This is a genomic window from Caballeronia sp. EK, assembly GCF_014384845.1.
GTDB classification, from domain to species: Bacteria; Pseudomonadota; Gammaproteobacteria; order Burkholderiales; family Burkholderiaceae; genus Caballeronia; species Caballeronia jiangsuensis.
Window position 1 is genome coordinate 113,608 of sequence record NZ_JACSUE010000001.1, and the last position, 25,210, is coordinate 138,817.

Annotated in this window: 20 protein-coding genes and 1 pseudogene; 11 read left to right on the forward strand and 10 right to left on the reverse strand. The window is 65.9% G+C overall.

What is annotated here, in order from left to right:
• Nucleotides 1–9: 9 nt before the first annotated feature.
• Entirely contained in the window at nucleotides 10–1,128 is a 1,119-nt protein-coding gene (locus IAG25_RS00530; RefSeq protein ID WP_187603026.1) for an AraC family transcriptional regulator, read from the reverse strand.
• 160 nt (nucleotides 1,129–1,288) lie between these two features.
• Here IAG25_RS00530 and IAG25_RS00535 point away from each other — a divergent pair, with 160 nt between their 5' ends.
• The 5 genes from IAG25_RS00535 to IAG25_RS00555 all read left to right on the forward strand — a co-directional run bounded on the left by IAG25_RS00535 (nucleotide 1,289) and on the right by IAG25_RS00555 (nucleotide 3,932).
• Nucleotides 1,289–1,723, forward strand: coding sequence for a GFA family protein (locus IAG25_RS00535; protein WP_187603027.1), 435 nt, complete (start codon nucleotides 1,289–1,291; stop codon nucleotides 1,721–1,723).
• A gap of 134 nt (nucleotides 1,724–1,857) precedes the next feature.
• A complete protein-coding gene (locus tag IAG25_RS00540) occupies nucleotides 1,858–2,691 on the forward strand; it encodes a class I SAM-dependent methyltransferase (protein ID WP_187603028.1) in 834 nt (277 codons plus the stop codon).
• The gene (locus IAG25_RS00545) at nucleotides 2,688–2,864 is read left to right on the forward strand and encodes a hypothetical protein (RefSeq protein ID WP_187603029.1); all 177 of its coding nucleotides are present in this window, start codon (nucleotides 2,688–2,690) and stop codon (nucleotides 2,862–2,864) included. Before IAG25_RS00540 ends, IAG25_RS00545 begins: the two co-directional genes overlap by 4 nt.
• Before the next feature lie 53 nt (nucleotides 2,865–2,917).
• Nucleotides 2,918–3,088, forward strand: coding sequence for a DUF3563 family protein (locus tag IAG25_RS00550; RefSeq protein WP_255503453.1), 171 nt, complete (start codon nucleotides 2,918–2,920; stop codon nucleotides 3,086–3,088).
• Entirely contained in the window at nucleotides 3,081–3,932 is an 852-nt protein-coding gene (locus tag IAG25_RS00555) for an alpha/beta fold hydrolase (RefSeq protein ID WP_187603030.1), read from the forward strand. Before IAG25_RS00550 ends, IAG25_RS00555 begins: the two co-directional genes overlap by 8 nt.
• A gap of 15 nt (nucleotides 3,933–3,947) precedes the next feature.
• Here the strand turns inward: IAG25_RS00555 and IAG25_RS00560 are convergent, their stop codons facing one another.
• Nucleotides 3,948–4,937 (reverse strand): sulfonate ABC transporter substrate-binding protein, encoded by a 990-nt coding sequence (locus tag IAG25_RS00560; RefSeq protein ID WP_187603031.1) that lies wholly within the window; start codon nucleotides 4,935–4,937, stop codon nucleotides 3,948–3,950.
• A 52-nt stretch (nucleotides 4,938–4,989) separates the two neighbouring features.
• On the reverse strand, nucleotides 4,990–6,024 hold the full coding sequence (gene tauA, locus IAG25_RS00565; RefSeq protein ID WP_187603032.1) for a taurine ABC transporter substrate-binding protein: 1,035 nt from the start codon (nucleotides 6,022–6,024) through the stop codon (nucleotides 4,990–4,992).
• A gap of 205 nt (nucleotides 6,025–6,229) precedes the next feature.
• On the opposite strand from tauA, the pseudogene IAG25_RS00570 reads away from it, so the two are divergent.
• The 5 genes and pseudogenes from IAG25_RS00570 (at nucleotide 6,230) to IAG25_RS00590 (ending at nucleotide 12,846) form a co-directional block, all read left to right on the forward strand.
• Nucleotides 6,230–7,559: pseudogene (locus IAG25_RS00570) on the forward strand (LLM class flavin-dependent oxidoreductase).
• Between the two features lie 282 nt (nucleotides 7,560–7,841).
• The gene (locus tag IAG25_RS00575; protein ID WP_222946336.1) at nucleotides 7,842–10,859 is read left to right on the forward strand and encodes a patatin-like phospholipase family protein; all 3,018 of its coding nucleotides are present in this window, start codon (nucleotides 7,842–7,844) and stop codon (nucleotides 10,857–10,859) included.
• Between the two features lie 198 nt (nucleotides 10,860–11,057).
• A complete protein-coding gene (locus IAG25_RS00580) occupies nucleotides 11,058–11,378 on the forward strand; it encodes a DUF4148 domain-containing protein (RefSeq protein ID WP_187603033.1) in 321 nt (106 codons plus the stop codon).
• A 155-nt stretch (nucleotides 11,379–11,533) separates the two neighbouring features.
• A complete protein-coding gene (locus IAG25_RS00585) occupies nucleotides 11,534–12,019 on the forward strand; it encodes a hypothetical protein (RefSeq protein ID WP_187603034.1) in 486 nt (161 codons plus the stop codon).
• The gene (locus IAG25_RS00590) at nucleotides 12,016–12,846 is read left to right on the forward strand and encodes a hypothetical protein (RefSeq protein WP_187603035.1); all 831 of its coding nucleotides are present in this window, start codon (nucleotides 12,016–12,018) and stop codon (nucleotides 12,844–12,846) included. Before IAG25_RS00585 ends, IAG25_RS00590 begins: the two co-directional genes overlap by 4 nt.
• A 29-nt stretch (nucleotides 12,847–12,875) precedes the next feature.
• Here the strand turns inward: IAG25_RS00590 and IAG25_RS00595 are convergent, their stop codons facing one another.
• Nucleotides 12,876–13,652 carry a hypothetical protein gene (locus tag IAG25_RS00595; protein WP_187603036.1) on the reverse strand — a complete coding sequence of 259 codons (777 nt, stop codon included), beginning with the start codon at nucleotides 13,650–13,652 and terminating at the stop codon, nucleotides 12,876–12,878.
• A 124-nt stretch (nucleotides 13,653–13,776) separates the two neighbouring features.
• On the opposite strand from IAG25_RS00595, the gene IAG25_RS00600 reads away from it, so the two are divergent.
• Nucleotides 13,777–15,567 (forward strand): ATP-binding response regulator, encoded by a 1,791-nt coding sequence (locus IAG25_RS00600; RefSeq protein ID WP_187603037.1) that lies wholly within the window; start codon nucleotides 13,777–13,779, stop codon nucleotides 15,565–15,567.
• Between the two features lie 25 nt (nucleotides 15,568–15,592).
• Here IAG25_RS00600 and IAG25_RS00605 read toward each other — a convergent pair whose 3' ends face one another.
• From IAG25_RS00605 to tssM, 6 genes are all read right to left on the reverse strand, one after another.
• Nucleotides 15,593–16,348 carry a hypothetical protein gene (locus tag IAG25_RS00605; protein WP_035504764.1) on the reverse strand — a complete coding sequence of 252 codons (756 nt, stop codon included), beginning with the start codon at nucleotides 16,346–16,348 and terminating at the stop codon, nucleotides 15,593–15,595.
• The gene (locus tag IAG25_RS00610; protein WP_187603038.1) at nucleotides 16,345–17,043 is read right to left on the reverse strand and encodes a LuxR C-terminal-related transcriptional regulator; all 699 of its coding nucleotides are present in this window, start codon (nucleotides 17,041–17,043) and stop codon (nucleotides 16,345–16,347) included. The genes IAG25_RS00605 and IAG25_RS00610 overlap by 4 nt, the downstream gene beginning before the upstream one ends.
• 19 nt (nucleotides 17,044–17,062) lie before the next feature.
• The gene (locus IAG25_RS00615; RefSeq protein WP_187603039.1) at nucleotides 17,063–18,934 is read right to left on the reverse strand and encodes an MltA domain-containing protein; all 1,872 of its coding nucleotides are present in this window, start codon (nucleotides 18,932–18,934) and stop codon (nucleotides 17,063–17,065) included.
• 71 nt (nucleotides 18,935–19,005) lie between these two features.
• A complete protein-coding gene (locus tag IAG25_RS00620) occupies nucleotides 19,006–20,844 on the reverse strand; it encodes a serine/threonine-protein kinase (RefSeq protein ID WP_187603040.1) in 1,839 nt (612 codons plus the stop codon).
• On the reverse strand, nucleotides 20,841–21,587 hold the full coding sequence (gene tagF, locus IAG25_RS00625) for a type VI secretion system-associated protein TagF (RefSeq protein ID WP_187603041.1): 747 nt from the start codon (nucleotides 21,585–21,587) through the stop codon (nucleotides 20,841–20,843). The genes IAG25_RS00620 and tagF overlap by 4 nt, the downstream gene beginning before the upstream one ends.
• Complete coding sequence (tssM, locus tag IAG25_RS00630) at nucleotides 21,584–25,210, reverse strand: type VI secretion system membrane subunit TssM (RefSeq protein ID WP_187603042.1); 3,627 nt, start codon at nucleotides 25,208–25,210, stop codon at nucleotides 21,584–21,586. The genes tagF and tssM overlap by 4 nt, the downstream gene beginning before the upstream one ends.

A 25,210-nucleotide genomic window follows, 5' to 3' on the forward strand; every position in this document is an offset into this window, starting at 1 on the left:
GGGTGGACATCACGCAGCGTCGTTGAGGCGGCGTTCAGGACGAGCATTCAAAGGCGTCGCCGCGGAAAATGGCGCGCAAGCGTCTTCGTTCGCATCGGCTCCAGCGAAGACCTCATCGGACGATGCTTCGTCGCTCGCGACGCGTCCCTGGCTGCGCCGCCAGCTCGCAGGCGGCATCCCGAACTGGCGCTTGAACGCCCGATTGAACGCTGCCTCCGATTCATAGCCGACACGCTCGGCCACCGCTGCGATCGAGCGCGGCCCGGAGAGCAGATCCTGCGCTGCAACCTGCAATCGCCAGCTTGCGAGATATTGCATCGGCGCGTGACCGAGCAACTGCGTGAAGCGCTGAGCCAGCGCGGAACGCGAGAGACCGACACGGCGCGCGAGTTCGTCGACGGTCCAGTCGTGCGCGGGCTGCGCGTGCAGCAATGCGAGCGCCTTGCCGACGAACCGGTCGGCGACGCCCGCGAGCCAGCCGCGGCGATCCTCGGGCATGGAGCCGATGCACCGCCGCACAGCCTCGACAAAGAGCAATTCCGAGAGTCGTGCGAGCACGGTCGCGCTGCCGGGGCGCCACTCGGCCGCCTCGGTCACCGCAAACCTCAGCGACGATTCGAGCCACGCGGATTGCGGATCGTCGCGCATGTCGACCTTGAAGAGGCGCGGCAGCGACGACAGCACCGGATTCGCGAGCATGTCGTCGCAAGCGAGAAAGCCGCAGACGATGCGCGTGCGGCCCGCTTCCTGGCTCGCGCCTTCGGCTCCGACGCTTAAGCGCATCACGTCGCCGGGAGACGTCGCCAGATATCTGGACACCATTTCGTCCGATGGTGTCGGCGTGAGTTCGAGCGAGCTGCCCATCAGATGCGCCTCGCCTTGCGGCACGACGAGCAACTCTCCCGCATCGACGCGAATGGCCGAGGCCGGATCATCGGTCAGCGCCGCCCAGCAGCTTCCTTCCAGAATCAGGTGATAGGACACGACGCGCTCGGCGCGCGGCAGAAACGTCGCGCACATCGCGGGCGAAACCTGACCGACCACGCACCACGGCGCCGTGAAATCGCCGTTCAGATACACCGCGCCGCTAAGACGCAGGAGACGAAGAACGTCGGAAAGCGCATCCATCGCAGGCCCCAAGTTTCGGCGTCCCGCGCAAAACATCTGGACGCTCGGTCATTCAAAGAAGCGATTCGCGCGCCGATACTGGCATCACGCGAAACATCACTGACGCAAGGTTAAGCGCAGTTCGACCAATCGCCAACCCACATTAACGAGGGATGCGTAAATGAATGACGCAGATACTTACCATTGCCAATGTTTTTGCGGTGCAGTGAAGTTCACGGTGACCGGCGAGCCCGAAGGCATGGGGTACTGCCATTGCGAATCGTGCCGGCGCTGGTCGGCGGGGCCGGTCAATGCGTTCACGCTCTGGAAGCCCGATGCCGTGACCATCACGCACGGGACCGATCATATCGGCACTTACAACAATACTGAGCACAGCTATCGGAAATGGTGCAGGGACTGTGGCGGCCATCTTTTCACCGAGCATCCGGGTCTCGGGCTAACCGATGTCTACGCCGCCGTCATTTCCGACTTCCAGTACGACCCGTGCGTGCACGTTCATTACGCGGAGTCGAAATTGCCGATGAGGGACGGTCTGCCCAAGATGAAGGATCTGCCGAAGGAAATGGGCGGTTCGGGCGTGAGCGTCGCCGAATAGTCCGAGTCGTGTGATCGGCATGCCGGTGCGTCGCGTCGGCGTGTCGAAGTGGGTCTTTTCGCGGCGCAATCGAAACAGGCAGTGCGAACCAACGGTCTCGCAACGCCGCCATCTCGTTTATCAGGAGCCATGTTATGTCCGCAGTCGATACCGCCATCTCGCCCGCCGCCGATCTCGCCGCCGTCAAGGTCCGTCAGCAAGCCGCCTGGTCGACGGGCAACTATGCCGTCGTCGGCACCACGCTGCAGATCGTCGGAGAAAATCTTTGCGAGGCGCTCGATCTGCGCTCCGGCAGCCGTGTTCTCGATGTCGCGGCGGGCAATGGCAATGCGACGCTCGCGGCCGCGCGCCGCTATTGCGATGTCGTCTCCACCGATTACGTTTCTTCGCTCCTCGACGCGGGCCGCGCACGCGCCAGCGCCGAAGGACTTGCCGTGCAGTTCCAGGAAGCAGACGCCGAAGCGCTGCCTTTTGCGGACGCTTCGTTCGACGCCGTGCTCTCGACCTTCGGCGTGATGTTCACGCCGAATCAGGAACTGGCGGCAAGCGAACTCATGCGCGTGTGCAGGCCGGGCGGAATGATCGGTCTCGCGAACTGGACGCCGGAGAGTTTTATCGGACAGGTCTTCAAGACGATCGGCAAATACATCGCGCCGCCTGCTGGCGTGAAGTCGCCCGCGCTATGGGGCACGGAGGCGCGTCTCGCGGAACTGCTCGGCAGCGGAGCCAAACGTATCGAAGCGAAGAAGCGCGACTTCGTCTTCCGATACCGCTCGCCCGCGCATTTCGTCGAAGTATTTCGCGCGTACTACGGTCCGATGAACAAGGCGTTCGCGGCGCTCGAAGGCGATCGGCAAGCCGCGTTTCACGGTGATCTGATGGCGCTCATCGAGAGTCGCAATCGGTCGGGCGATCAAACGCTCGTGTTGCCCAGCGAGTATCTCGAAGTCGTGGTGGAACGAAAATGATCCGATTCAAACATATGGTCGACGCTGCCCTGGAGATCGGGTCGCGCCTGCAATCGCTGCTGTGTTTTACAGGGCTTCGGTACGGGTCGGTGGTCATGACTTTGCCGCTGTTGTCGTCGGTGTGCTTCTTTGCTTTTCGATTCGCGCTGTCGCGGCTCGGAGTGCCGGTTTGAGGCGGGCTTAGCCGCTCCTTCGCCTTGAGCAGTTGCAAGGCGAAGGAGCCAGCATGTCCGCTCGAAGGAAGGGGAACATGTTCGTCTATCTTCTCTTGTGCCTCGAAAAGGCGCTCGATCGCGCGGAAAACAGCCGGCGCGACGCTTATCTCTCATCGGCTGTTGATATGGAAGAACTCGAACGTCGCATGCGTGCGATGGAAACGGATCGACGATATGAATAACCCTCTCCCCATCGAGCCCGTGTCGGCTCCATCGACGGTGATCGCATTGCATTGTTCCGGCTCGGGCGCGTCGCAGTGGCGCAAGCTGGGCGAGGCGCTCGGCTCACGCGTGTCGTTCGTCGCGCCCGAACACTACGGTTGCGACAGCACAGGACCGTGGAGCGGCGAACGCGCGTTCACGCTCGCCGACGAGGCCGGAAGAACCGTCGATATCATCGATGCCGCGCGAGGGAAGGTGCATCTCGTCGGGCACTCGTATGGAGGCGGCGTGGCGCTGCGGGTGGCGATGGAACGGCCGGAGCGTATCGCGACACTGTCGCTTTACGAGCCTTCGGCGTTCCATCTCCTGAGGACGATGGGCAAGCACGGCGCCCACGCGCTGGCTGAAATCGACGCGATATCGAAGCGCACCGCCGACAGCGTGAGTTGCGGCGACTATCGAGGCGCGGCGGCATCGTTTGTCGATTACTGGGGCGGCGAAGGCGCGTGGGAAGCGCTTCGTCCCTCGGTCAAGGCCGCGCTCACCCGCTGGGCGCCCAAAGCGCCGCTGGATTTCCGCGCGCTGCTCGATGAGCCCACGTCCGCCACGGCATACGCGAGCCTTCGTATGCCCGTACTCGTGATGCGCGGCGAACACGCACCGCTGCCCACGCGGGCGCTCGCCGAGCGCTTGCCGATCCTGCTCTCGTCGGCGCGGCTTGCAATCGTCCCGCGTGCCGGCCACATGGGACCGCTCACGCACGCTGACGAAGTCAATGCCGCCATCACGCGGCATATCTTCGCGTTCGAAGCGCACGGTCGCCCGAGGCACGTCGAACGCCGGCGCACGGCAGTCGTTTCATGAACGCGTCCGCGTCGCTCAGGCGAGATCGGGCGGCGCGGCCCTGAGCACATCGACGTGCTTCGGTATGAGGCCGAGTTCGACGAAGGTATCGGCGATCTGCTGCTGTTCGCCGATGATGTTCCGCGTAATCGCCTCGGTGCCGAACACCTGCCGGCTCACCGCAAGATCGACGACGGCTTTCGGCAAGCCCCATAGCCGCGCGAGCTCGCTCGCGAGTTCATCGGGATGCTGCTTGCCCCATTGATCGACCGCCCTGATTTCCTCGACGACGATACGGAGCACATCCGCATTCTTCGCGACATAACTCTGCGACGAAAAGTAGTACGCACGGTTGCCGACGACGCCGCTCGCGTCCGCCACGATGCGCGCATTCAGGGTCTTCTGCGCCGCGGCGAAGAACGGGTCCCAGATGACCCACGCGTCGATGGAGCCGCGCTCGAACGCGGCGCGCGCATCGGCGGGAGCGAGGAAGGCCAGTTCGACGTCGCCGTACTGAAGACCGTGCTGACGCAGCAGCTTCACGAGAAAGTAATGGACGTTGCTGCCTTTGTTCAGCGCCACGCGCTTGCCCTTCAGATCCGCCACCGTTCTGACCGGCGATTGCGCCGGGACGATCACGGCTTCGGATCGCGGGCGCGCCGGCGTCGCGGCGACATAGGCGAGCGGCGCACCGGCAGCCTGCGCGAAGATCGGCGGTGCTTCGCCGACATCGCCGAAATCGATCGAGCCGACATTGAGCGCTTCCAGTTGCACGGGCCCGGCGGAAAACTCCGTCCAGCTCACGGATACGTTGAGCGGAGCGAGCCGCTTTTCGAGCGTCGCGCGACCCTTGAGCAGGTTCAGATAGCCTTTCTGGTTGCCGATGCGAAGCACGCGCGGCTGTCCTTGCGCGCTCTGCTGGGCGAAGGATGCGGGCATCGCGGCCAACGCGGCGGCGCTCGCCGCGGCGCGCGCGGACAGGGACAGGAAAGCACGACGATCGAAGATGGATTTACGTTTGGACATGACGGGTATTCGATGTATTCGGAAGCAATTCAGCCGCGGATGAAAAGCGACGTCACTTCGCGGCCTGCTGCACGAAGCGCGGATCGACGCCCGTGGAGTAATCCGCGAGCACGTTCTGGATCGTGCCCTGCTGCCTGAGGAACTGCGCGGTGGCCGCAAGCGATTTCGCCGCGCCGGACTGCTGTCCGCCGCCGAGCCATGTCGGCGACGCCTGTTCGCCCGCGCTCGGGAAGGCGTAGAGCGCGAGACTCGCGGGCACGTCGGCGGCGTTCGCGCCGGATTCCTGCGCGACGGCCTGCACCTGTTTCGATGCGGCGGTCCAGTCGGCCTTGTGGTTGCGATATTGCGCATCGGTATCGGCGAGCACCTTGACGAGACCATTCAGGAACGCGGGATTGTCCTGCGCGAACTTGCGCGACGCGACGAAGCCGTCGAACGTCGCCTTGCCCGATTCCTTCGCCACTTCGCCCGACGTGATGAGCACGCGGCCGCTCTGCTTGGCCTTGGCGAGCACCGGGTCCCAGATGTAGGTCGCGTCGATATTGCCGCGCTCCCACGCCGCCGCGACTTCGGGCGGACGCAGATTGACGATCTTGACCGTCGACGGATCGACGCCCGCCTGCTGCAAGGCGACGAGCGTATGGAAGTGCGACGTCGATACATACGGCACGCCGAGCGTCTTGCCCTTCAGATCGGCGAGCTTGCTCACGCCGGAGCCGTTGCGCGCGACGAGCGCTTCGGCGTCGTTGATGTTGTCGAGAATCCAGAAGAGCGAGAGATCGACGCCTTGCGAGAGTCCCGCCGCGATCGGACTGGAGCCCGCTTCGCCCAGCTGTATGGAGCCCGATGCGAGCGCGCGGATGACGTCCGCGCCGCTGCCGAGCTTGCGATAGGTGACCTTGTATCCCGTGGCCTTCTCGACGGCGCCGCTTGCCTGCGCATAGCGCCACGGCACCACCATGTCCTGATAGCCGATGACGACCTCGCGCGTTTCGGCCCTGGCGTGAACGGGCGCGAGCGCGACGGCTGCGAGCATGAAGGAAGCGGCGCCGGCGATCAGCGTGCGGCGAAGGGTCGTATGTTTCATGGCGCGGACGGAGTGATGTGAAGAAGCCTCCGACTATAGGCACTTTGCATGCCGCCGCTACGAATCAATTGTGCGTAGCAAATGACACGGCGCGTGCTTCGCATATACGGTTCAGTCGAACGGCGAGCGGTCATTTCCATCTCAGCGCGTTTTGGCGAGTTGCAGTAACTTGGCGCGATCCGCCACTCGTTCATCAACCGACGCGATGCCATATACCCGACAACTCCACCTCGGCGCGTTCATGCGGCCGGTCAGCCTGCATACCGGCGCATGGCGATTTCCGGGCGCGTGGCCCGACGCCAACTTCAACTTCAGGCATATCAAGCGATTCGTGCAGACGCTCGAAAGCGCCTGCTTCGATGCGTTCTTCATGGCCGATCATCTCGCCGTGCTCAACATGCCGGTGGATGCGTTGAAGCGCAGCCATACCGCGACATCGTTCGAGCCGTTCACGCTGCTTTCCGCGCTCGCTTCCGTGACCGAACGCATCGGGCTGATCGCGACGGCTTCGACCACGTTCGACGAGCCGTATCACATCGCGCGGCGCTTCGCGTCGCTGGATCATCTGAGCGATGGGCGCGCGGGCTGGAATCTCGTCACCACATCGAATCCCGACGCCGCGCGCAACTTCGGCCGCGACGAACACATGGAGCACGACGAGCGCTATCGCCGTGCGCACGAGTTCTACGATGTCGTCACGGGCCTCTGGGATAGCTGGGCCGACGACGCCTTCGTGCGCGACACCGAAAGCGGCCTGTTCTTCGACCCCGACCGCCTGCATGTACTCGATCACAAGGGCGCGTATCTGTCGGTGCGTGGCCCGTTGAACATCGCGCGGCCGGTGCAGGGCTGGCCGGTGGTGGTGCAGGCGGGATCGTCGGAAGCGGGCAGGCAGCTCGCCGCCGAAACCGCCGATGCGGTCTTCACCGCGCAACCGAATCTCCCAGCGGGCAAGCGTTTCTATGCCGATGTCAAAGGCCGCATGGAACGCGTCGGCCGGGCGCGAGCATCTGAAGATCCTGCCGGGCGCGTTCGTCGTGGTGGGCGACTCGCGCGACGAAGCGCAGGAGAAGCGCGCGCTGCTCGATACCTTCGTGCATGACGACAGCGGCTTCGCGTCGCTCTCGATCGCGCTCGGTCACGATGTCTCATCGTTCGATCCGGATGGCCTCCTGCCCGAGATTCCGGAGACCAACGCGAGCAAGAGCGCGCGCGAACGCGTGATCGACATGGCGCGCGCCGAAGGGCTCACCGTGCGTCAACTGGCGCAGCGTGTCGGCGGCTATTCGGGCTTGCAGATGGTCGGGACCGCGACGGATATCGCGGACGAGATGGAGCAGTGGCTCCTCGAAGAAGGCAGCGACGGTTTCAACGTGATGTTTCCGTATCTGCCCGCGGGCCTCGATGACTTCGTTGCGAAAGTGGTCCCCGAGTTGCAACGGCGCGGCATCTTTCGGCGGGTTTACGAGGGCACGACGTTGCGGGAGCATCTCGGCCTGCCGAGGCCCGGCAACCGCTTCTTCGAGAATCGATGACCCGCTCTGTCATCCATAGGCGATATTGAACGGTAGAGCAAGCCTTTCGCGACAAACTCGAAAACAGTCATACTATTTTCTGTAACGCAATTGATAAGGGTTGCTGCTTATTCTATGCTTCGATGCATGCGAAGAATTCGGGGTACACGCTCGAACGCAGCGTGCATCGATCAGGATCACCGATCGTCAGTGTGACATTGCCCCGCGCCTTGAAAGGATGTGTCCCGAGCGGGCGGCGGCGTATGCGTCGCCTCGAATGATCCGAATCGAGCGAGGCTGGCGATGGCGAATCCCGATGGTCAGGCGGACACGAACAGCTCAGCGGAAGATCCTTTCAAAAAGGTGATGGCCGACGAGCTCAGGCAGATCAATCGCACGAGAAATGTGGTCTCTCCTTCAGCGCGCGACGCGATGACCGGAGAAGGAACCTCGCTCACCGGGCTCGCGCTCTCGGGCGGCGGCATTCGCAGCGCGACGTTTTGCCTGGGCATGATTCAGTCGCTATGCGAAAAAGGGCTGCTGCGTCATTTCGATTATCTTTCGACCGTTTCCGGTGGCGGCTATATCGGCGCATGGCTTTCAGCGCAGATCTACCGCAGGTGTTCCAGCGGCACGCCGAAGGAGTTGGAGGCGAAACTCAGTCCGACGACGGAGAAGGGTGTCCAGAAGGACCGTGAAGATCCGTCGATCGTCTTTCTGCGCGAGTACAGCAACTATCTGACGCCGAGACTCGGCCTGCTGAGCACAGATACCCTTGCCGCGATCGCCGCCTATCTGCGCAATCTCACGCTGATCCAGAGCATGCTGATCCTGATGCTCAGCTTCCTGCTTCTGGTGCCGAGAGTCCTGTTTCTCCTGATGCGCTGGACGCAGTCGCTCGTCGGGCAGGATGCCCAATGGCCGGTCGCCGGGATGATCGGGATCGTGGCCGTGCTGCTGTGGGTGAGCATCCGGAATATCGAGCGCAACATGAACTCGAACGGGAACGCAAAGACCGCCTGCACGAGCTTCGTGCTCGTGCGGATTCTCGGCCCCGGCATCCTCGCCTCGTTCATCCTCACGGCGGCGATGACGATTCTGGCAACGCTCGACCATCCGCTCCCCCGTGACGGCGTTCTGACCTGGATAGTCGTCTTCGTGGTCATCTTCGGCGTCGGCTCGACCATGCTTCCGGCCGAACGCAGGAACGTCGAGTTCGATGCGCCCGCGAACAAGCCGCAGACCGGTCCCGCGCCGCCGTCAGTGTCCAGTAACCGCGCGCGCTGGCGCAATCGCTGCTGGATCGTGTTCTTCGGCCTGTTCGCCGGCGCGACCGGCGGATTCGGGCTGTGGCTCGTCCGCAGCCTGCTCGGCGTTGCGCACGCGACGTTCGGCATAGCGGCTTCCGGCGCGCCGGATGTCGAGTCCGTGATATGGATCGCGATATCGGTCGCGCCGTTCCTGATTCTGGGCGTGCTCTCGTTGATCATAGTCGTGCATCTCGGACTCGTGGGCCGCATCTTCGAATACGAAGTGCAGGAGTGGTGGGCGCGCTACGGCGGCTGGCTGATGTCCATCATCGTTTTCGTAGGCGGGATTTTCGTCGTGTCGGTGTATGGGCCGGCGCTCGTCGTCTTCGGCTCGAACTGGGCGCGCGCGGGCGGTGCGGCGTGGCTGCTGGCGTCGCTCTGGGGCGTGCTGAAGGGGGCGTCGAACAAGACGGGCGGCCCGGGGCCGTCGTGGACCGAGCGTCTCCTGGTCGTGGTGCCGCATGTGTTCATCATCGGACTGCTAATCCTGCTCTCGTACGCGATTCACGCGATCTGGCAGGCGGCGCTCGATCCGTCCGACGTTTTGTCCGCATGCAGCACGCCGCCCAAGGGCGATTCGCACCCGTACCTGTGCGTGCTCGACACGACGCTCGCGCAAATGACGGCGCAGACCAGTCTTCCGGTCGTCAAGCCGTGGGCACATATGGGCTTGGTGGTCATGCTCGGCACGGCGGCTGCGTGGGCGTTGCTGGCGTGGCGCGTGGACGTCAATCTGTTCTCGCTGCACAACTTCTACCGTAACCGGCTGACCCGTTGCTATCTCGGCGCGTCGCGCTGCGGCGACGGGAATCGGAAGCGCGAGCCCGATCCGTTCACGGGTTTCGATCCCGCCGACGATATCCCGCTCGACCGGCTGGCCGCGTGCAAGCCCGAGCCGGAAAAGGGCGGCGGCGCGACCGCGCAGTGCGCGCCGCCGCAGGGGGACGAGGGCGCCTATGTGCAGCGGCCTTATCACCTTCTGAATACGTCGGTGAACCTGACCGAAGGTGAGAGCCTCGCGTGGCAGCAGCGCAAGGCCGGCTCGTTTTTCTTCTCGCCGCTCTATTGCGGCTTCGGCCTGCCGCCGGCCTACGTTTCCAGGCAGGAAGGGGCGGGCAAGTTCGTGCGGACCGCGGACTATATGCGCACCGGGTCCAGATCCGGATCCGTGCGCGCTCCGTCGCGCAAGTCCGGCACCCTTCGCGACGTCGGCCCGATGCTCGGCGGCGCGGTGGCGATCTCGGGCGCGGCGGCGAGCCCGAACTGGGGCTTCCATACCGATCCGGGCGTGGCGTTCCTGCTGACGCTCTTCAACGTGCGGCTGGGCAGATGGTGTCCGAACCCGGTCCGCGAGACGCCGGAAGGGCCGGTGCCGCCGAGTCCGGCGTTCAGCGGCAAACTGTATCTCAACGAGCTGTTCGGTCACGCGGACGCGAAATCCGACTATCTCTATCTCTCCGATGGCGGTCACTTCGACAATCTGGGCCTCTACGAACTCGTGCGCCGGCGCACCGAGCTGATCGTGGTCTGCGATTGCGGCGAGGACGCGCCGCTGCATTTCGACGATCTCGCCGACACGATCCGCAAGTGCTCGGCCGATTTCGGCGTCGATATCGTCATCGACGTGGATCCGCTGCGGCATCTGGAGAAGGGCAGCAAGAGGCCGCCGCCGCAGAGCAAAGCGTACGTGGTGGACGGCATCATCAAATATCCGGCGAGCAGCACGGATCGCACGATAAAATCGTTCTGCGGCACGCTGATTCTGGTCAAACCCACATTGACCAAGGACGTCATCTCGACCGCATCGGACCTCGTGAATTACGCGCTGACCAACGATACTTTTCCGCAGCAGACCACGCTCGACCAATGGTTCGACGAAGCTCAGTTCGAGAGCTACAGAAAGTTGGGATACCTGATAGGTTGCCGCTTGCAGAAGAAGTCATTCGGGAAAATGTTCGAGAAGGGCAAGACGCTTCAGGAGCTGCTGCACGGTTGCACGGGCATCGAGTGACCAGGGTGCAGCGGTATTCCAATTTTCCAGCCCGTCGTTCGTTTGATAGCTGCGAACAGGTGTCAGCCGTATCCCGTCATGTCGGATGGGCCGTGTCCGGTCGTATCGAAGTTGAAGGCTTCGCCGCCTAAACTCTGATGGCCAGCTACGGGTCTCCTTTTTCGAATCCTGCTCGCTGGCATTCATGAGGAGGTCGCCATGAAAATGTTCGTTATTGCGATTGCTGCTGCGTCGGCGCTCGCCGTGCCGCTTTCCGCGTTCTGTCAAACCGATGCGTCACCGACGCGTGCCCAGGTGCGCGCCGAACTGGAAAAACTCGAGCAGGCTGGTTATAACCCGGCAAAAGACGATCCAAACTATCCGGTGGACATTCAGACGGCTCAGGCGCGCGTATCGGCCCAGAGCGGCGCAACCGGCTATGGAGGCGTGACATCCGGCGCATCGACATCGGGTTCCCGCACTGTCGTTCAGCCCGCTTCATCCGAAGAGTTAAAGCAGATCTATTTCGGCGGACAGTAAGCGCTTCGATCGCCGTAGAACATGTGCGCCGCGGATTCGCGAATCTTCGGCGCATTTTCATTTCATCGCAACCGTTCCAACGCATTCAAACCAAATCGCTTCCGCTCGTCTATACGCAAGGAACAATCGAACAATCATCCGACGGGAAGGACATCATGGGTTTCTTCGATCTGGGCGTGCAGGAGGAAGCTTCGTTTCTCACAACCGTTCGACACACCGTTCTGGAAGGCCCGCTCACCGTGGTGCGCTTCTCGGACTCGAACCGCCACGAGCAGGGCGCATATGGCAAGTACTGGATGTACGGCTCGGAAGTGCTCGAAGCCCTGGCGCAGCGCACGATCGATCGCCTGATCCGCGATGTCCGGCGTCGCTGGGCCATCTCCAACGACTGGGGCGATCTGCGAAACTGCTGGGTGCTGCGCCTGCCGCAAGGCGCCGAGCTCAACGCCTACTGGGGTTTCACGAAACCGCAGTCACGGGTCTCCGAAGAGGCGGCGAAGAGCCTTGCTCAACCCACCACGAAGTGCTATGCGGGCGGCTCCATTCAACTGATCCTGTCGATCGGACCGCGCGAGCGTGGCTACATCACCGGACCGTTCAGCACGCTGTGCCTCACATCGGCGATGATCGAAGGCCGATGAAATTCGCCGTCACCGTGGTCTCGCCGCCGGGCTATGCGCATTCCGCCGCATTTCACGAAGTGGCCGAAACGCTTCATCATGCGCTCTGCTCGCTCGGTCACGACAGCGTGATGACATGCGAGGCAAAGCTCGACGGGCGGCGGCATATCGTGCTCGGCTCGAACCTTCTGCCGCATTGCGGGCTGACGCTCGCGCCGGACGCGATTCTCTACAACCTCGAACAGGTCCACGCGGGATCGGCATGGATCACGCCCGGTCTGCTCGCGTTGCTGCGCCGTCATGTCGTGTGGGATTACAGCGCCGCGAACGCACGCGCTTTCGCGGCGCTCGGCGTGCATGTCGGGCGTGTGGTGCCGATCGGTTACGTGCCGGAACTCACGCGCATCCGCTTCGCCGAGCCGCGCGATATCGACGTGCTGTTCTTCGGTTCGCTGTGTGCGAGACGCGCGAACATCATCGACAGGATGCGCGCGGCGGGCATCGATGCAATCGCGGTGTTCGGCCTCTACGGACGCGCACGCGACCGCCTCATCGCGCGCGCGAAGCTGCTGCTCAACGTGCACAGCCGTGCCGACGGCGTACTCGAGATCGTGCGGCTTTCATACTTGCTCGCCAACGGATGCGCGGTGCTGAGCGAGCGTTGCGCGAACCCGCAGGATGAAGCGCCGCTCGCGCGCGCCATCGCCTTCGCCGATTACGATGCATTGCCCGCACGCGCCGCCGAACTGCTCGCCTCGTACACGGAGCGCGAGCGGCTCGCGCGCGACGGTTTCGCGCAGATGCGGGCGCGTTGCGCGGCGGACTATCTGCACGCCGCGCTCGCATGAGGTGCGAGCGCGATGCGCTCAAGAAACCATCACGGCGCGCACTGACTGGACTCCAGCGCGAGCAGATTCAGCACGAGCAGAATGGCGGACTGATTATCCGCGCTGATCGAAATGCCGAGCGTGCCGCCGATCCATCGGCCGATCTTGGTCGCCGCGAAATCCTCGCTTTGCGCGGACTTTTTGAGCGTGACACCGAGCTTCAGCGCCCGATAGTGGTACGAAGGAATGTGATGCCGTGACGCGAGGCCGAAGAGGCCGCCCTTGTCGCCCGAGCACCAGCCGAAGGTGCCGGCGAGCACGAGTTGCTCGTACCTGTCGAGTCCGCCGATGAACTCGCGCGCGAGATGCCGCACGCGCGCTTCATCGAGTCCATGTTGAATCAGAACCGAGCGGATCGGATCGTCCACCGCGTGCGCGTGTTCGTCCATCTGCTCTTCGACGCCATCCACTTCCATCGACACATCGCGCTGATGGCTCGCGCTGCGCAGGTGATCGATCAGAAAGCGCCTGAAATACGCGCACACCGCGTAACCGCTCGATGGCGCGCTGTGCTCGCCTGCATGCGAAGCGCCGTGGCCGGGTTCGAGGCGCAACACCTTGGCATAGATGAACTGGGCGATCAGCTCTTCCTTGTCCTCGCGCAGCGCGTGCAGCTCGGGCGGATGATACGTGCGCAGCGCGCCTTGCACGAGGTTATAGATCGACAGCATCTCGTCGTGCGACAGGTTCGTGCGCCGCCGCCACAGATCGGTGAGCATCGGAGTCGCGCCGCTTGCCTGCGCGACGTCCAAGGTCAGGGTTTCCATCTCGTCATCCCCCCATTCAGGTGGCCACGAATCGAGTATGGTTTTTTCCTACCAACCGACCAATATGCCGTTGGTAATAGCCGTCGTCTAAACGCCTGGGTAAACCGGCCAAGGGGATGACAGAATGCATGGCGATCAACGAAAGCGCGAGCTCGACGCCGATATCGACCGCGATGTCGCGAGCGCGCTCTATGCCTCCGACCCCGCCTCCTTCGCGACGCACGCCTGTGCGATCGTGCTTCTCGTCGTCGTTTATGGTGCACGCGCAGGCGAAGGGCCGCTGCCGCTCTTTTGCGTGCTGCTCTATGGCGCGACGATCTGGCTTTCCATCGGCTTGTGGACGTGGCGTCGGCGCCGGCCTTTGCGATTCGGCGCGCGCCGGTGGATCGAGCTGCACGCGTTAAGGAACGTCGCGCTTCACAGCGCGCCGGGCCTGTCCGTCTGGCTCGCGTTCCAGCATGCGTCCGCGGGACTCGCCGCCGCGCATATCGTGCTGCTCGTCGCGCTCGCGGCGCTCGCTTATGGCGCGAACGGCCTGAACTTGCTCAACCTTCGCTGCGCGGTCATGCCGCTGCTTCTGCCCGCTGCCACGCTGCATCTTCTGCAACCGGAACATGGCCGGCTCGAACTGGGCGTCGCGCTCGTCATTTTCATCGCCGCCGTGGATCGGCTCGCATCGCAATATCGCGGACTCTTTCGCGGCATCGTCGAGGCGCGCGTCGATCAGCAGCGGCTCGCCGAAACCATCGCGCGGCAAAAGAGCGTGATCGAGGAGGCGAGCATCGCGAGGACGCGTTTCTTCGCGGCGGCGAGTCACGATCTGCGTCAGCCGCTGCATGCGATCGGCCTGCTCGCGCAGTCGCTCACCGATCGCCGCGCGAGCGAAGCCGAGCGCGAGGACACCGCGCAGCACATCGTCGGCAATGTCGAAGCGTTGAACCATCTCTTCAATCAGGTGCTCGATCTGGCGCGCATCGAGAGCGGCGTGACGCAGGTGATGCTGCAGCACTTCCATCTGTCCGACGTGCTCGCGCGCATCGAGCGGCAGTTTCGCCCCGCCGCGGCCGCGAAGGGGCTGGCGTTGCGCATCGCGCCGACGACCTGCGTCGCGTTCACCGATCCCGTGCTGCTCGAACGCGTGCTGGTCAATCTCGTCGCGAACGCGGTGCGCTATACCGAGCGCGGCGCTGTGTGGGTCGGTGTGCGCCGGGCCGCGAGCCGCGAGCGCTGCTTCGTCGAAGTGCGCGATTCGGGCATCGGCATTGCGCCGCAGGAGCACGCGCTCGTGTTCGAGGAGTTCTATCAGGCGCCGCTCGCGCATCGCGACGGCCGCCAGGGTCACGGTCTCGGCCTTTCGACGGTGCGCAGCCTCACGCACCTGCTCGGCTGCGAGCCGATGCTGCGCTCCGCGCCCGGCCGCGGCACGACCATGCGCGTGCCGGTCGAAACAGGCGATGCGAGCCTCGTCACCGCGAGCCTTGTCGCGTCGCCCGCGATGAGCGCGTTCATCGACGGCCGCCGCGTGCTGTGCGTCGATGACGATCCCGCGAATCTCGATGCGCTCGGCGCCTTGCTCGCGCGCTGGGGCTGCGTCGTGCGCGGCTGTCGGGACGAGCTCGCCGCGGTGCGCGCGATCTCCGAAGGCTTCGTGCCGGACGTGCTGTTCTGCGACTATCGGATCGACCGTCATCAGACGGGCATCGAAGCGATGCAGGCGGTGCGCGAGGCGTTGCGCCGTCGCGGCCACAACGGTCTCGCACGCGTGATGATCACGGGCGACATGACATCGCCCGAACTCGCGGCGCTGGCGGCCGAAGGCGTGCCGGTGCTGCACAAGCCGGTCACGCCGACGCGCCTGCGCCGCACGCTCGACATGCTGCTTCAACCGCACGGGCAAGGGCACGAGGCGGCGTGATTCGCGGGCTTGCGCTTGGCGCGCGTCACGCGACGTTGCCGCGCATGCGCAGCGCCCGCAGATACTGCCCGGCCACTTCCGACGCGCCGTAATGCACGACGGTCTCATCGACGAGCGCCCAGACTTGCGCGCCCGCGAGGCGCACGCGCCGGCAGAACGAAAGGTCTTCGGACAGGTAATGTCCCTGTTCCTCGATGGTGTCGAAGAAACCGTAGAAGCGGCCGTCGGGCAGCGCGTCGCGGTATTGCTCGGGCGGCGCATAGCATTGCGTGAACGGCAGCGTGACGTCGAACGCATCGCGGCGCGCGAGAAAGATGCCGGTGCCGACGTGCTCCGCTTCCACGAAACCATCGGTCACGCGCGCGTGGCCATCGCCGGAAGTCCTGAGGCGCACCGTGTAGTCCGCATGCTTTTCGAGCCATGCGCGCAGCGTCAGCCCCTGATCCGCCTCGCCGATGCACTTGTCGAGGTTCACGCGCCGGTACGGATACGCGACGCCCGCCACGCACTTGCCGGCGGCGAGCAGCTTCATGACCGCTTGCGGCGCGAAGCGCATGTCGGTGTCGAGAAAGAGCAGATGCGAGAACTCCGGATGCGCGACGAAATAGCTCGCGAAGAAGTTGCGCGCGCGAATGACGTGCGACGAGCCCACGTGCATCGTCTGGAAACCGCAGCCCGCGTCGGTGAGCGCGCGGGCGGTTTCCATCAGCGAGAAGGCGAAGTTGATGTGCACGTCGTCGTGATGGGTCGGCAGGCAGATGAGCACGTTGGGCGCGGTCATAGCTCGCGTCCCGTGCGCAGCCAGTCGTTGATGACGGCGATCGCAGCCGAGCGGCTGTGCACGCCGAGCGCCCGGAAGATCACCGAAAGGTGGACCTTGACCGTGCCTTCGGCGAGCTGCAGTTCGCGCGCGATCATCTTGTTCGTGCAGCCGCGATGCACGAGCCGCATGATCTCGCGTTGACGCGGCGAGAGGTTCTCCATCATATGCCGGTGATGCGATGCGAGCGGCGCGCCGGGCGCGCTCCTGAGCGGTTGCGTCGCGTCGGCGGGGTGCGGCGCGACGGCGTCCGCATCGACGAGGCAGAGCGCCTCGATCGGCACGTAGGCGCCGCCCGAAAGCACCAGCTCGATGGCCTTGAGCATCACGTTGGCGGGCTCGCGCTTGGGCACGAAGCCGAGCGCGCCGGCGGCGAGCACGGCGCGCATCTCATCGACGGATTCCTCCGCCGACAGCACGACGAGCGGCAGCGCGGGATTGGCCTTCAGCAGCGCCGTCAGCGACGACGCGCTCGCCATGCCCGACATGTGCAGATCGACGATCGCGAGATCGTGATTCGCGTGGGGATGCGCGGCGGCGGCGAGCGTGTCCCAGCTATCCGCTTCGTCGAACTGCGCTTCCCGATCCAGACCGCGCAACAGCGACTTCACCGCATGGCGGATCAGTTCATGATCGTCGGCGACGAGGAATTTCATGCTCGCTCCAGCGTGTGCTTCATGGCGCGCTCGATGGCGTATCGTCGACGCACAGGTCCGGGTCGCTCACGACGCAATCGGCGCTCGGCATCGCCGGGCCGCCGCGCACGCGCACCGCCGATTCCTTCGCCGAGATGCGCAGGCCCTTGGGCAGCAGCACCCACATCTGCGCCGGCTGCTTCATGCGGCTCGCCTTCTGTTGCGCCTTCTCGCCGGTGCCGAAGAAGTAGTCGGCGCGCACCGCGCCGCGAATCGCGCCGCCCGCGTCCTGCGCCATCAGGAGGCGCGAGACCTGCGAACCGTTCGCCGCTTCCGTCGCGTTGATGAACACCGGTGCGCCGAGCGGAGTCGTGCGTGGATCGACGGCCGCGGAGCGTTCCGCCGATAGCGGCACGCCGAGCGCGCCGATCGGTCCAGCGGCGGAATCGGGGATGGCCCGGAAGAAAACGTAGCTCGGGTCCGAGGATGCGAACGCATAGGCGAGCGATGGCGCGGGCGCGTCGGATGTGCCGGTGGCATCGGCGGCGGGCGCAGCGGATTGAACCGCCGTGTGCACCGCCGACGGCGAAGTGCTCACGCGCGCCGGCCGCACGGCGGGCGTCGCGCCCTTCGCGAGACTGAAGCCGCGCAACAGCGGCGATTCGGGCGGGCCTTCGGGGCGTGCCGCCGTGTCGTCGGGCGGATCGGCGTCGGCGGCGCCGCGCAGCAGCGCGGACTTGGGCGCGTCGTCGGAACCGGGCGCATCGATATGGCCGGGCGTTTCCTGCGTGCTCACGTCGCGTTCGTCCAGATCGATCTCGACGCCGCGCACGAGCACCTTGCGGCCTTGGCTCGACGCACTCGCGACCGGCGGATTGAACGCGAGCCCGTTCTGCTCGGCGTACGCGAGCCGGATGACGCCCGCGCCATCGGGCAGCACGATCTTCCCCGCGCCCTGCAACTGCATCGCATAGAGCATCGCGGGGTCCGCGACCCAGGCGAGCACCGGCGCGTCGATGCGCCCGCGCTCGATCTGCGCGCGCGAATAGTACGGCACGATGCGGTTGCCCTCGCGACGCAGCCGCAGCTTCTTGTCGCGGATGTCGGGCACGCTGTTGCCGAGGTCGAGCGCGTAGACGCCTTTCGCATTGCCGGTCGCGATCGCCGCGAGCGGCACCACCGTGCGTCCCTCGACGCGCGCCATGACCGCTTCGCTGCGCGCATTCGGCGGCAGGCGGCGCGCATCGAGGAACAGCATGTCGCGCGGCACGCCATAGACGGGAAAGACGTAGGGCGAGCCGTATTTGCGGCTACCGCGCAGGACCGGCTCGTAATAGCCGGTCAGCACGCCGCGCGAACTCCTGTCGACGTTGCGGATCTGGTAGACCGTGAAGTTGTCCTCGAAGAAGCGGCGCACCGCGGCGTTGTCGCTGGCGGCGATGCCGCGCGCCGCCGCACAGGGCGCCGCCCACGCGGCCTTGCCCGACAGCACCGAGCAGCCGCGCCGGAAGGCGTCCCACGATTGCGCGACGTCGTCGCCCGACCAGCCCGGCACGCTGGAAAAGGGCACGGGTGTGTAGAGCGCGTTCTTCGTGGCGAAGGGCGTCGCGGTTCCGGACAGCGCGGCTGTGGGACTCGCGGGCAACGGATTGACGATCCCCGGCTCACGTCCCGATGCGGCCGCGCTGACGATCGGCGCCTGTTCGACCGGCTCGTCGGAAGCGGCGCTGGTCGAAGCCGTGTCGCGCGCCTGCGCGACTTGCGGCGGCGTCTGCGTCGGCGAATTCGCGCACGCGGCGAGCGCGCCCGCGAGCATCGTGCAAAGCAGGGAAAGCGCGGCGCGCGCGGCTAAAGGAGAAACGCCGGGCGTGCGTCCCGACTCCGCGGCTCGGCCGCGCGTTCGTGGTGCCATGATGTCCTCGTCCAGCCGCAGTGGCTTTCGACTTGCCGTGCCGCGCGTCATCGGGCGTGAGGCGCGTTGCGCTATTTAGACGAATGGACGACATCGATTTTGAAGGCGGCCGCGCCGAACGTGACCGGGCACGAGGGCGTCCCGCTGCCGCACGACGGCACGCCCGCGAACGGCGACGCCGTGAGCGTGCGCTGCGCCGCCGCCGCGTTCTGAGCCTCGGGCGAGAGGCTCGCGAACACGGAATCGTGCGTCATGTCGAGTGCCGCGAAATCGCGCGGCGCGCTCGACACGATCGCGATGAAATGATTCGCGCCGACGGGCTCGCCCGCTTCCATCGGCCAGCTCGGGCGCGGCAGCACGAGGCGTTTCTTCGCGCCGATGCGGTTGTCGCGGTCGAGCTCGTTCGGGAACAGTTGCAGATACTGATTCGCCGGATCGACGACGAACACGTAGAGATAGCCATCGCGATTGCTCGTGATCGAGAAGCGCAGCCGGTCACGCCCGATCACGGCGCGCGGCTGCGGCACTTCCGCCTTCACGACGATGGACGGGTCCGCAAGCGAGACGATGCGCGCGAATTCATCGGCGGGCGTGAAGGATGGCAACGCGGGCGGCGGCGCGGGCGGCGGCTTTGCATCGGATGCAGCCGATGCCACCGCGACCGCCCCGGACGATGCCACGACAGGCGCGGCGGAAGTCGGAACCGGCGCGCTCGCGACGTTCGCCGCGCGATCGACAGAGTTCGAAGGCGCGTGCGACAGCAGCTTCGGCACGAAGAAGCCGAGCGCCGCCGCCGTCGCGAGTCCGCACGCCGCACCAAGCAACCAGCCGGCGCGTCGCCGCGCACCGGGCGTCATGCCGTTCGCGCCGCCGCTTGCCGCATCCTCGTCGAGGGAAATGCCGAGTTCGGCGGCGAACTGCCGGTCCGTCTGCGGCCGGTTCGCGGGCTGGACGCTGAGCGCGTGATCGATCGCCTTCAGGAAGCGCTCCGAATAGCGCCCGGCGGCGAGCTTCGCGAGCGGCTGATAGCTGTCCTTCACCATGCGCCCGACGGACGGCGGCGGCGTCTTCCCGGTGATCGCGAAGTAGACGAGCGCGGCGAGCGCGTAGTGATCGGTCCACGGTCCCTGCCTGAGCGACGGCACTTCGGCGTACTGCTCGATCGGCGCATAGCCCGGCTTCAGGATCACGGTCAGCGCCTGCGTCATGTCGCCGATCACGCGCCGCGCCGCGCCGAAATCGAGCAGCACGGGCCGATGACTTTCCTCCAGCAGAATGATGTTGTCCGGCGCGATATCGCGATGAAAACAGTTCGCCGCATGCAGCACGGCGAGGGCATCGACGAGCGGCGTGAGCAGCGCGCGCAGCCAGGCTTCGTCGGGCGGCGTTTTTCTGGCCTTGAGCGCGTCCCTGAGCGTCACGCCCTTGTAGTACGGCATCGCCATGTACGCGGTGCCGTTGGCTTCCCAGAAGCGGTACACCTTCACGAGCGACTGATGATCGAAGCGCGCGAGCAGCCGGGCCTCGTCGTTGATGAAGCTTTTCAGACCCGCGCGGAACATGCTCTCGTAGCGCGCGGAGCGGACCTGCACCTGCGTTGCGCCGACCCGCGCGGCGAGCGCCGACGGCATGTACTCCTTGAGCGCGACATGACGGTCGAGCGAGGTATCGAAAGCCAGATAGACGATGCCGAACCCGCCTTCGCCGATCAGCCCGAGAATCTCGAATTCGCCGAGCCGCGTGCCCGGCGGCAGGACGTTGTGCGTGGCGGCCTGCTCGAAGGCTTGCGTCGCACCTGAGGCGTCCTGTTGCCGAAAGCCGCTCACGATCACCGTCCGGTCGTCCCCGGCGTTGTTCTCGGTCCTGCCGTCGTCGCGGTCGTCTTCGGGCGCGCGGCCAGTCGCGTTCATGATCCGCAATCCCGCAACAGGGTGGTGAAGAGCGCCGTGTCCGGCAGCCCGTAGACCGGCCATACGGTGAACGGGCGCGGCGCGTCGTCGGGCGGATCGGCGGCGCTCGCGGCCTGCGCCGAGGTCCACATGCTCATGCCGTAGACCTCGCTCTGCCACGCCGGCGCGAAGCTGCGCGCGAGCGTTTCGGGCAGCGCCTCGGGCGACTGCACGATCCACGGCTCGTCGAGCACGGCCGAGCGCGTGGCGGCGGCCGGCGCGCTCAGCACCGGCACGGGCAGCGCGGCGAGTTGCTCGTCGAGGCGCTCGATGCTGTGATCGAAATCGAGCGCGACGAGCGCGACGCCTTCGATCGCCGAAAGCCATTGCCACAGCGCGGCGACCTCCGCGCCCGTGGACGGCGCGCACGGCAGCGCCGCCGCGATGGTCAGCGGGAAATGCCGTCCGACGCGGTCCACCGATGCCATCACGACGCCCGTCCAGCACGACGCGAGCGTCGGCGCGATCGCGCCGGGCATCGCGAAGAAGCGCCATACCGGACACGTGAGATAGAGTTCGAGCCAGTCCGCGCCGAGCGCGTGCTGCGTTTCCGCGACGCGCTGCGCGAGCCACGCGTCCCACGGCGCGACGAACGCGTCGGACAGACGCCGCGCGGCGAAATCGCCGAGCGAGGGCAGCTTGCCGTACCAGCCGGCGATGCCCGCGCCGCCATCGACGAGCGTCGCGCCGAGATCGTCGCTCATAGGCGTTCCGGACAGGAAAACTTGCGCAGATCCGCGAGGCGGAACGGATTCTCGACGCTGTTCGCCGTCACCTCGAAGCGCGCCTTGCGGCCTTCCACATCGAAGGTCACGATGAAGCGCTCGGGCTGATCGGTCGGCTCCACGTCGAGCCGGTCGAACATGCGGAACAGCGCCCACGGTCCTTCGAACATCACGTTGCTCGCGCCGCTCGACGGCGGCGGCGTCAGTTGCAGGCTCACGCGTCCCGAGCCGCGCGCGCCGGGCCACTGGATCGTCGTCGCGATCTGCGGGCCGTGCGCGTAGTTGAGCACTTGCCCGTCGACATCGAGCGTGAAGGAGAGAATCGTCGGGTCCATGTCGAGCGGCTTGAACTTGAGCGTGAGCGCGGGCGTCTTGCCGCCCGCCGCGAAGAACACGCCGCGGATGGTCGCGGCGCGCTCGAACTGCGCGAGTCCCGCGGGGCTCACTTGCGTCGCCGACGAATCCGATTTCTTGAAGGCCCACGGCTTCGCGGAAACATCGACGTCCTGCGCGAGGTTCTTCTGGAAGAAGTCGTCGAACTTGCCGCCCGGCGCGAACAGCGCGCCGAAATCCTCGGGCAGCACGTCGCGCGTCGAGCCGGGATTGAACGGATAGCGCCCGCCCACCGCGCTCACGCAGTACGCGGAAATCGACTCCTTCAGGTCGCCCGTCATGTTGGCGCGCCGCACCTGCTGCGTCTGCGCGGCGCCCTGACTGCCGAGATCGAGCAGCGCCGTGCGGATCGGCTCGGGCATGCGCGCCGCCTGCGTGCGCAGCTTCGCGGGCGCGTCCGAGGGCGGCGGCGCGGTTTTCTGCTGCAGGGCTTCGTCGGTCGCGCTCAGGTATGTGTAGACGTCGTTGATCAACGCGAGCATCTGCGTGACGGGCGGCGGCTGACCGCCGCCGGGGCTCGTCACGAGCGCGCGCAGCCCGGTGAAGCGGTCATCGACGATGCTCTCCAGGCGCGTGCCCGGCGCGACCGGCGCGATGCGCGTCGGGTCCGGCCCGCCGATGATGTTCAGCAATTGCTGGCGCGCCGCGCTGATCTTGTCGGTGGCTTTATCGACGACCGTGGTTTCGCTGTCGGGCTTCGCGCCGAGCGTGGTCTCGCGCGAGGCGGCCTTGATCAGCATCGCGAGCGGCGAATCCGGCGCGGACAGGATGCGGGCGATCTGCACCGACTGCGTCAGATTGTCCGAGCGCACGATGCGCACGTCGTTCAGAAACTCGGTCCAGACGCGCACGTAGTCCTGAAGATAGAGCAGCCGCACGTCTTCCGTGAGACGCTGCATCGCCGCCGGATCGCCGCGCGGCAGGCCGCTCTGGTCGCGGATGCCGAGCACCCACGGCTCTTCGGCGGCGAGCTGCACCGAGACCTGATCGACGGCCTTCAGAAACGCCTTGTGATAGCCGTCGAACGAATACAGGCCGGGCACGCCGCTCGTCAGCGGCTTGCCGCTCGAACGCACGAACACGAGCGACGCGTTCGGCCCCGCCGCGCGCGCCACGGTGAATTCGGGAAAGTCCGCGCCGACGCCTTGCTGCTTCACGCGCCCGTACACGCGCTGCGCGAGCGTGCTGGTGGCGAGCATCGCACGCACATGCGCGACTAGGCGTTCGTCGAACGGCAGATTCGGATGCACCACGCCGCGCGCGAACAGCGTATCGAGATGCGCGGCGAGGGTGGCGCGCTCCTCGTTGCCGACTTCGCGCGGCAAGCTGCGGTCCCAGTCGGTGACGATCCAGGTCTTGAGCGCATCGGCGTTCTGATGATCGGGCTGGTTCATCATCAGATACGCCTTCAGCGATTCATACGCGTAGCCGGGATTCGACGGGTTCGCACCGCGCGCCTGTTCCTCGATGCGCGCCGCGAGCTTCGGCAGGAACAGATCGTCGAGCAGGCGCTCGTACGCGTCGTTCGCTGCGGCGTCGAGCTTCGCGCCTTGCCACAGGCCGAGCTTCATCGCGAGCGGCGGATGCGCGGCATCGACCTGCGGAGTCGATGCAAGACTGCGTACCGCCGAGAGCAGCGGCAGCAGCGCGACCACATTCGCGTTCGCGGCCGTCGTGCCCGCCGCTGCTTGCTTCGCGAGCTGCGCGGTCTGATCGACGCTCGCCACGTAGGAACGGTTGCGCAGATAGCTCGTGCCCCAGAGCGTGAGCGCGCACGCGCTCACCGCCGTGATCGCCGCGTAGGCCGAAAGCCGCCACAGATGCCGCCGCCGCGCCCATTGCAGGTTCGATCCGGCGAGGCCCTGTTCCGTGAACACGACCCGCGTGAGCAGCCGTTCGAGAAAGAAGCTGCGCCCGCTCGATGCGCGCGCCGGCTGCACGCCTCGCTCGATGCCGAACGCGCGCGTGAGAGACCCCATCACGCGATCGATGGGTGTGCCTTCCTGCGTGCCGCTCGTGAAATAGACGCCGCGCACGAGTGGGATGTCGTCGTGTTTCGATTGCACGAAGGTCGCGCGCAATGCCTCGGCGAGCACCGGCTTCAGCGCGGCGAACTGCTGCGGAAAGCCCATGATCGCGGCGCGCTGCGCGATGCCGGTCTCCGCGTTCAGGCGCTCGGGCAGACGCGCGACGAGGCGTGCTTCGAGCGCATCCAGCTCGGCATCGACGCGCGCGGCGAATTCGGCTTCGCTGAGCGGGCGCTTCGGATCGTGCGGAAAGGTGAAGCCGAAGACCTGCGCGCGCTCGTCCTTCGACAGGTCCGCGAAAAACTCCGTGAAGCCCGCCAGCAGGTCCGTCTTGGTGACGAGCACGTAGACCGGAAAGCGCGTGCGGAATGCCTGCATCAGCTCGCGCATGCGCGCGCGAAGCGTCGCCGCCATGTCGCCGGCGCTCGCGGGCGTCGCGGCGAGCAGATCGGGCACGGCGAGCGTCATCAGCACGCCGTTGATCGGCTGGCGCGGACGCGTCTTGCGCAGCAGCGCGAGGAAGCCCTGCCACGCGGCCTGATCGGTGTCGCGGTCGCTTTCGTGGGTGGTGTAGCGGCCGGCGGTGTCGATCAGTACGGCGTCGTCGGTGAACCACCAGTCGCAGTTGCGCGTGCCGCCGACGCCGCGAATCTTGTCGGTGCCAAAGCGCTCGGCCAGCGGAAAGCGCAGCCCGGAATGCACCAGCGCCGTGGTCTTGCCCGCGCCCGGCGCGCCGATGAACATGTACCACGGCAACTGATACAGATACTGTCTGCCCGAGAGCGTGATCCAGTCGCGCCAGCCCGGCTTTCTTCCCGACGCGGTGATGCGCGCATCGCGCAGCGCGCCGAGCGCTTCGTCGAAGCGTTTGGCGAGCGTCGCGACTTCCGCTTCGCCGGGCGTGGGCGCGGCATTGGTTCGCGCGATCTCAGGCGGCGCGGCGAGTCCGGCACAGAGCGCGGCCTGCGTGCGCCGCGCGCGCCACGCGACCCACGCATGCCGCAGCACGAGCAGCAGCACGACGCAGCCCATCGCGATGAAGCGCGCATCGCGCGTTTCGAGCGGATACTTGCCGGCAATCGACACGAGCGGCCCGGCGATCCATATCGCGCCCGAAACGAGCAGGAGTCCGATGACGAGCAGCAGCAGCGGATGGAAGACGATCTTCAGAAGCTTCTTCAT

Bases quoted from the DNA above. Each gene is read 5' to 3' on its own strand.
- IAG25_RS00530 (WP_187603026.1), bottom strand. From the start codon at position 1,128: ATGGATGCGCTTTCCGACGTTCTTCGTCTCCTGCGTCTTAGCGGCGCG.
- IAG25_RS00535 (WP_187603027.1), top strand. From the start codon at position 1,289: ATGAATGACGCAGATACTTACCATTGCCAATGTTTTTGCGGTGCAGTG.
- IAG25_RS00540 (WP_187603028.1), top strand. From the start codon at position 1,858: ATGTCCGCAGTCGATACCGCCATCTCGCCCGCCGCCGATCTCGCCGCC.
- IAG25_RS00545 (WP_187603029.1), top strand. From the start codon at position 2,688: ATGATCCGATTCAAACATATGGTCGACGCTGCCCTGGAGATCGGGTCG.
- IAG25_RS00550 (WP_255503453.1), top strand. From the start codon at position 2,918: ATGTCCGCTCGAAGGAAGGGGAACATGTTCGTCTATCTTCTCTTGTGC.
- IAG25_RS00555 (WP_187603030.1), top strand. From the start codon at position 3,081: ATGAATAACCCTCTCCCCATCGAGCCCGTGTCGGCTCCATCGACGGTG.
- IAG25_RS00560 (WP_187603031.1), bottom strand. From the start codon at position 4,937: ATGTCCAAACGTAAATCCATCTTCGATCGTCGTGCTTTCCTGTCCCTG.
- tauA (WP_187603032.1), bottom strand. From the start codon at position 6,024: ATGAAACATACGACCCTTCGCCGCACGCTGATCGCCGGCGCCGCTTCC.
- IAG25_RS00575 (WP_222946336.1), top strand. From the start codon at position 7,842: ATGGCGAATCCCGATGGTCAGGCGGACACGAACAGCTCAGCGGAAGAT.
- IAG25_RS00580 (WP_187603033.1), top strand. From the start codon at position 11,058: ATGAAAATGTTCGTTATTGCGATTGCTGCTGCGTCGGCGCTCGCCGTG.
- IAG25_RS00585 (WP_187603034.1), top strand. From the start codon at position 11,534: ATGGGTTTCTTCGATCTGGGCGTGCAGGAGGAAGCTTCGTTTCTCACA.
- IAG25_RS00590 (WP_187603035.1), top strand. From the start codon at position 12,016: ATGAAATTCGCCGTCACCGTGGTCTCGCCGCCGGGCTATGCGCATTCC.
- IAG25_RS00595 (WP_187603036.1), bottom strand. From the start codon at position 13,652: ATGGAAACCCTGACCTTGGACGTCGCGCAGGCAAGCGGCGCGACTCCG.
- IAG25_RS00600 (WP_187603037.1), top strand. From the start codon at position 13,777: ATGCATGGCGATCAACGAAAGCGCGAGCTCGACGCCGATATCGACCGC.
- IAG25_RS00605 (WP_035504764.1), bottom strand. From the start codon at position 16,348: ATGACCGCGCCCAACGTGCTCATCTGCCTGCCGACCCATCACGACGAC.
- IAG25_RS00610 (WP_187603038.1), bottom strand. From the start codon at position 17,043: ATGAAATTCCTCGTCGCCGACGATCATGAACTGATCCGCCATGCGGTG.
- IAG25_RS00615 (WP_187603039.1), bottom strand. From the start codon at position 18,934: ATGGCACCACGAACGCGCGGCCGAGCCGCGGAGTCGGGACGCACGCCC.
- IAG25_RS00620 (WP_187603040.1), bottom strand. From the start codon at position 20,844: ATGAACGCGACTGGCCGCGCGCCCGAAGACGACCGCGACGACGGCAGG.
- tagF (WP_187603041.1), bottom strand. From the start codon at position 21,587: ATGAGCGACGATCTCGGCGCGACGCTCGTCGATGGCGGCGCGGGCATC.
- tssM (WP_187603042.1), bottom strand. From the start codon at position 25,210: ATGAAGAAGCTTCTGAAGATCGTCTTCCATCCGCTGCTGCTGCTCGTC.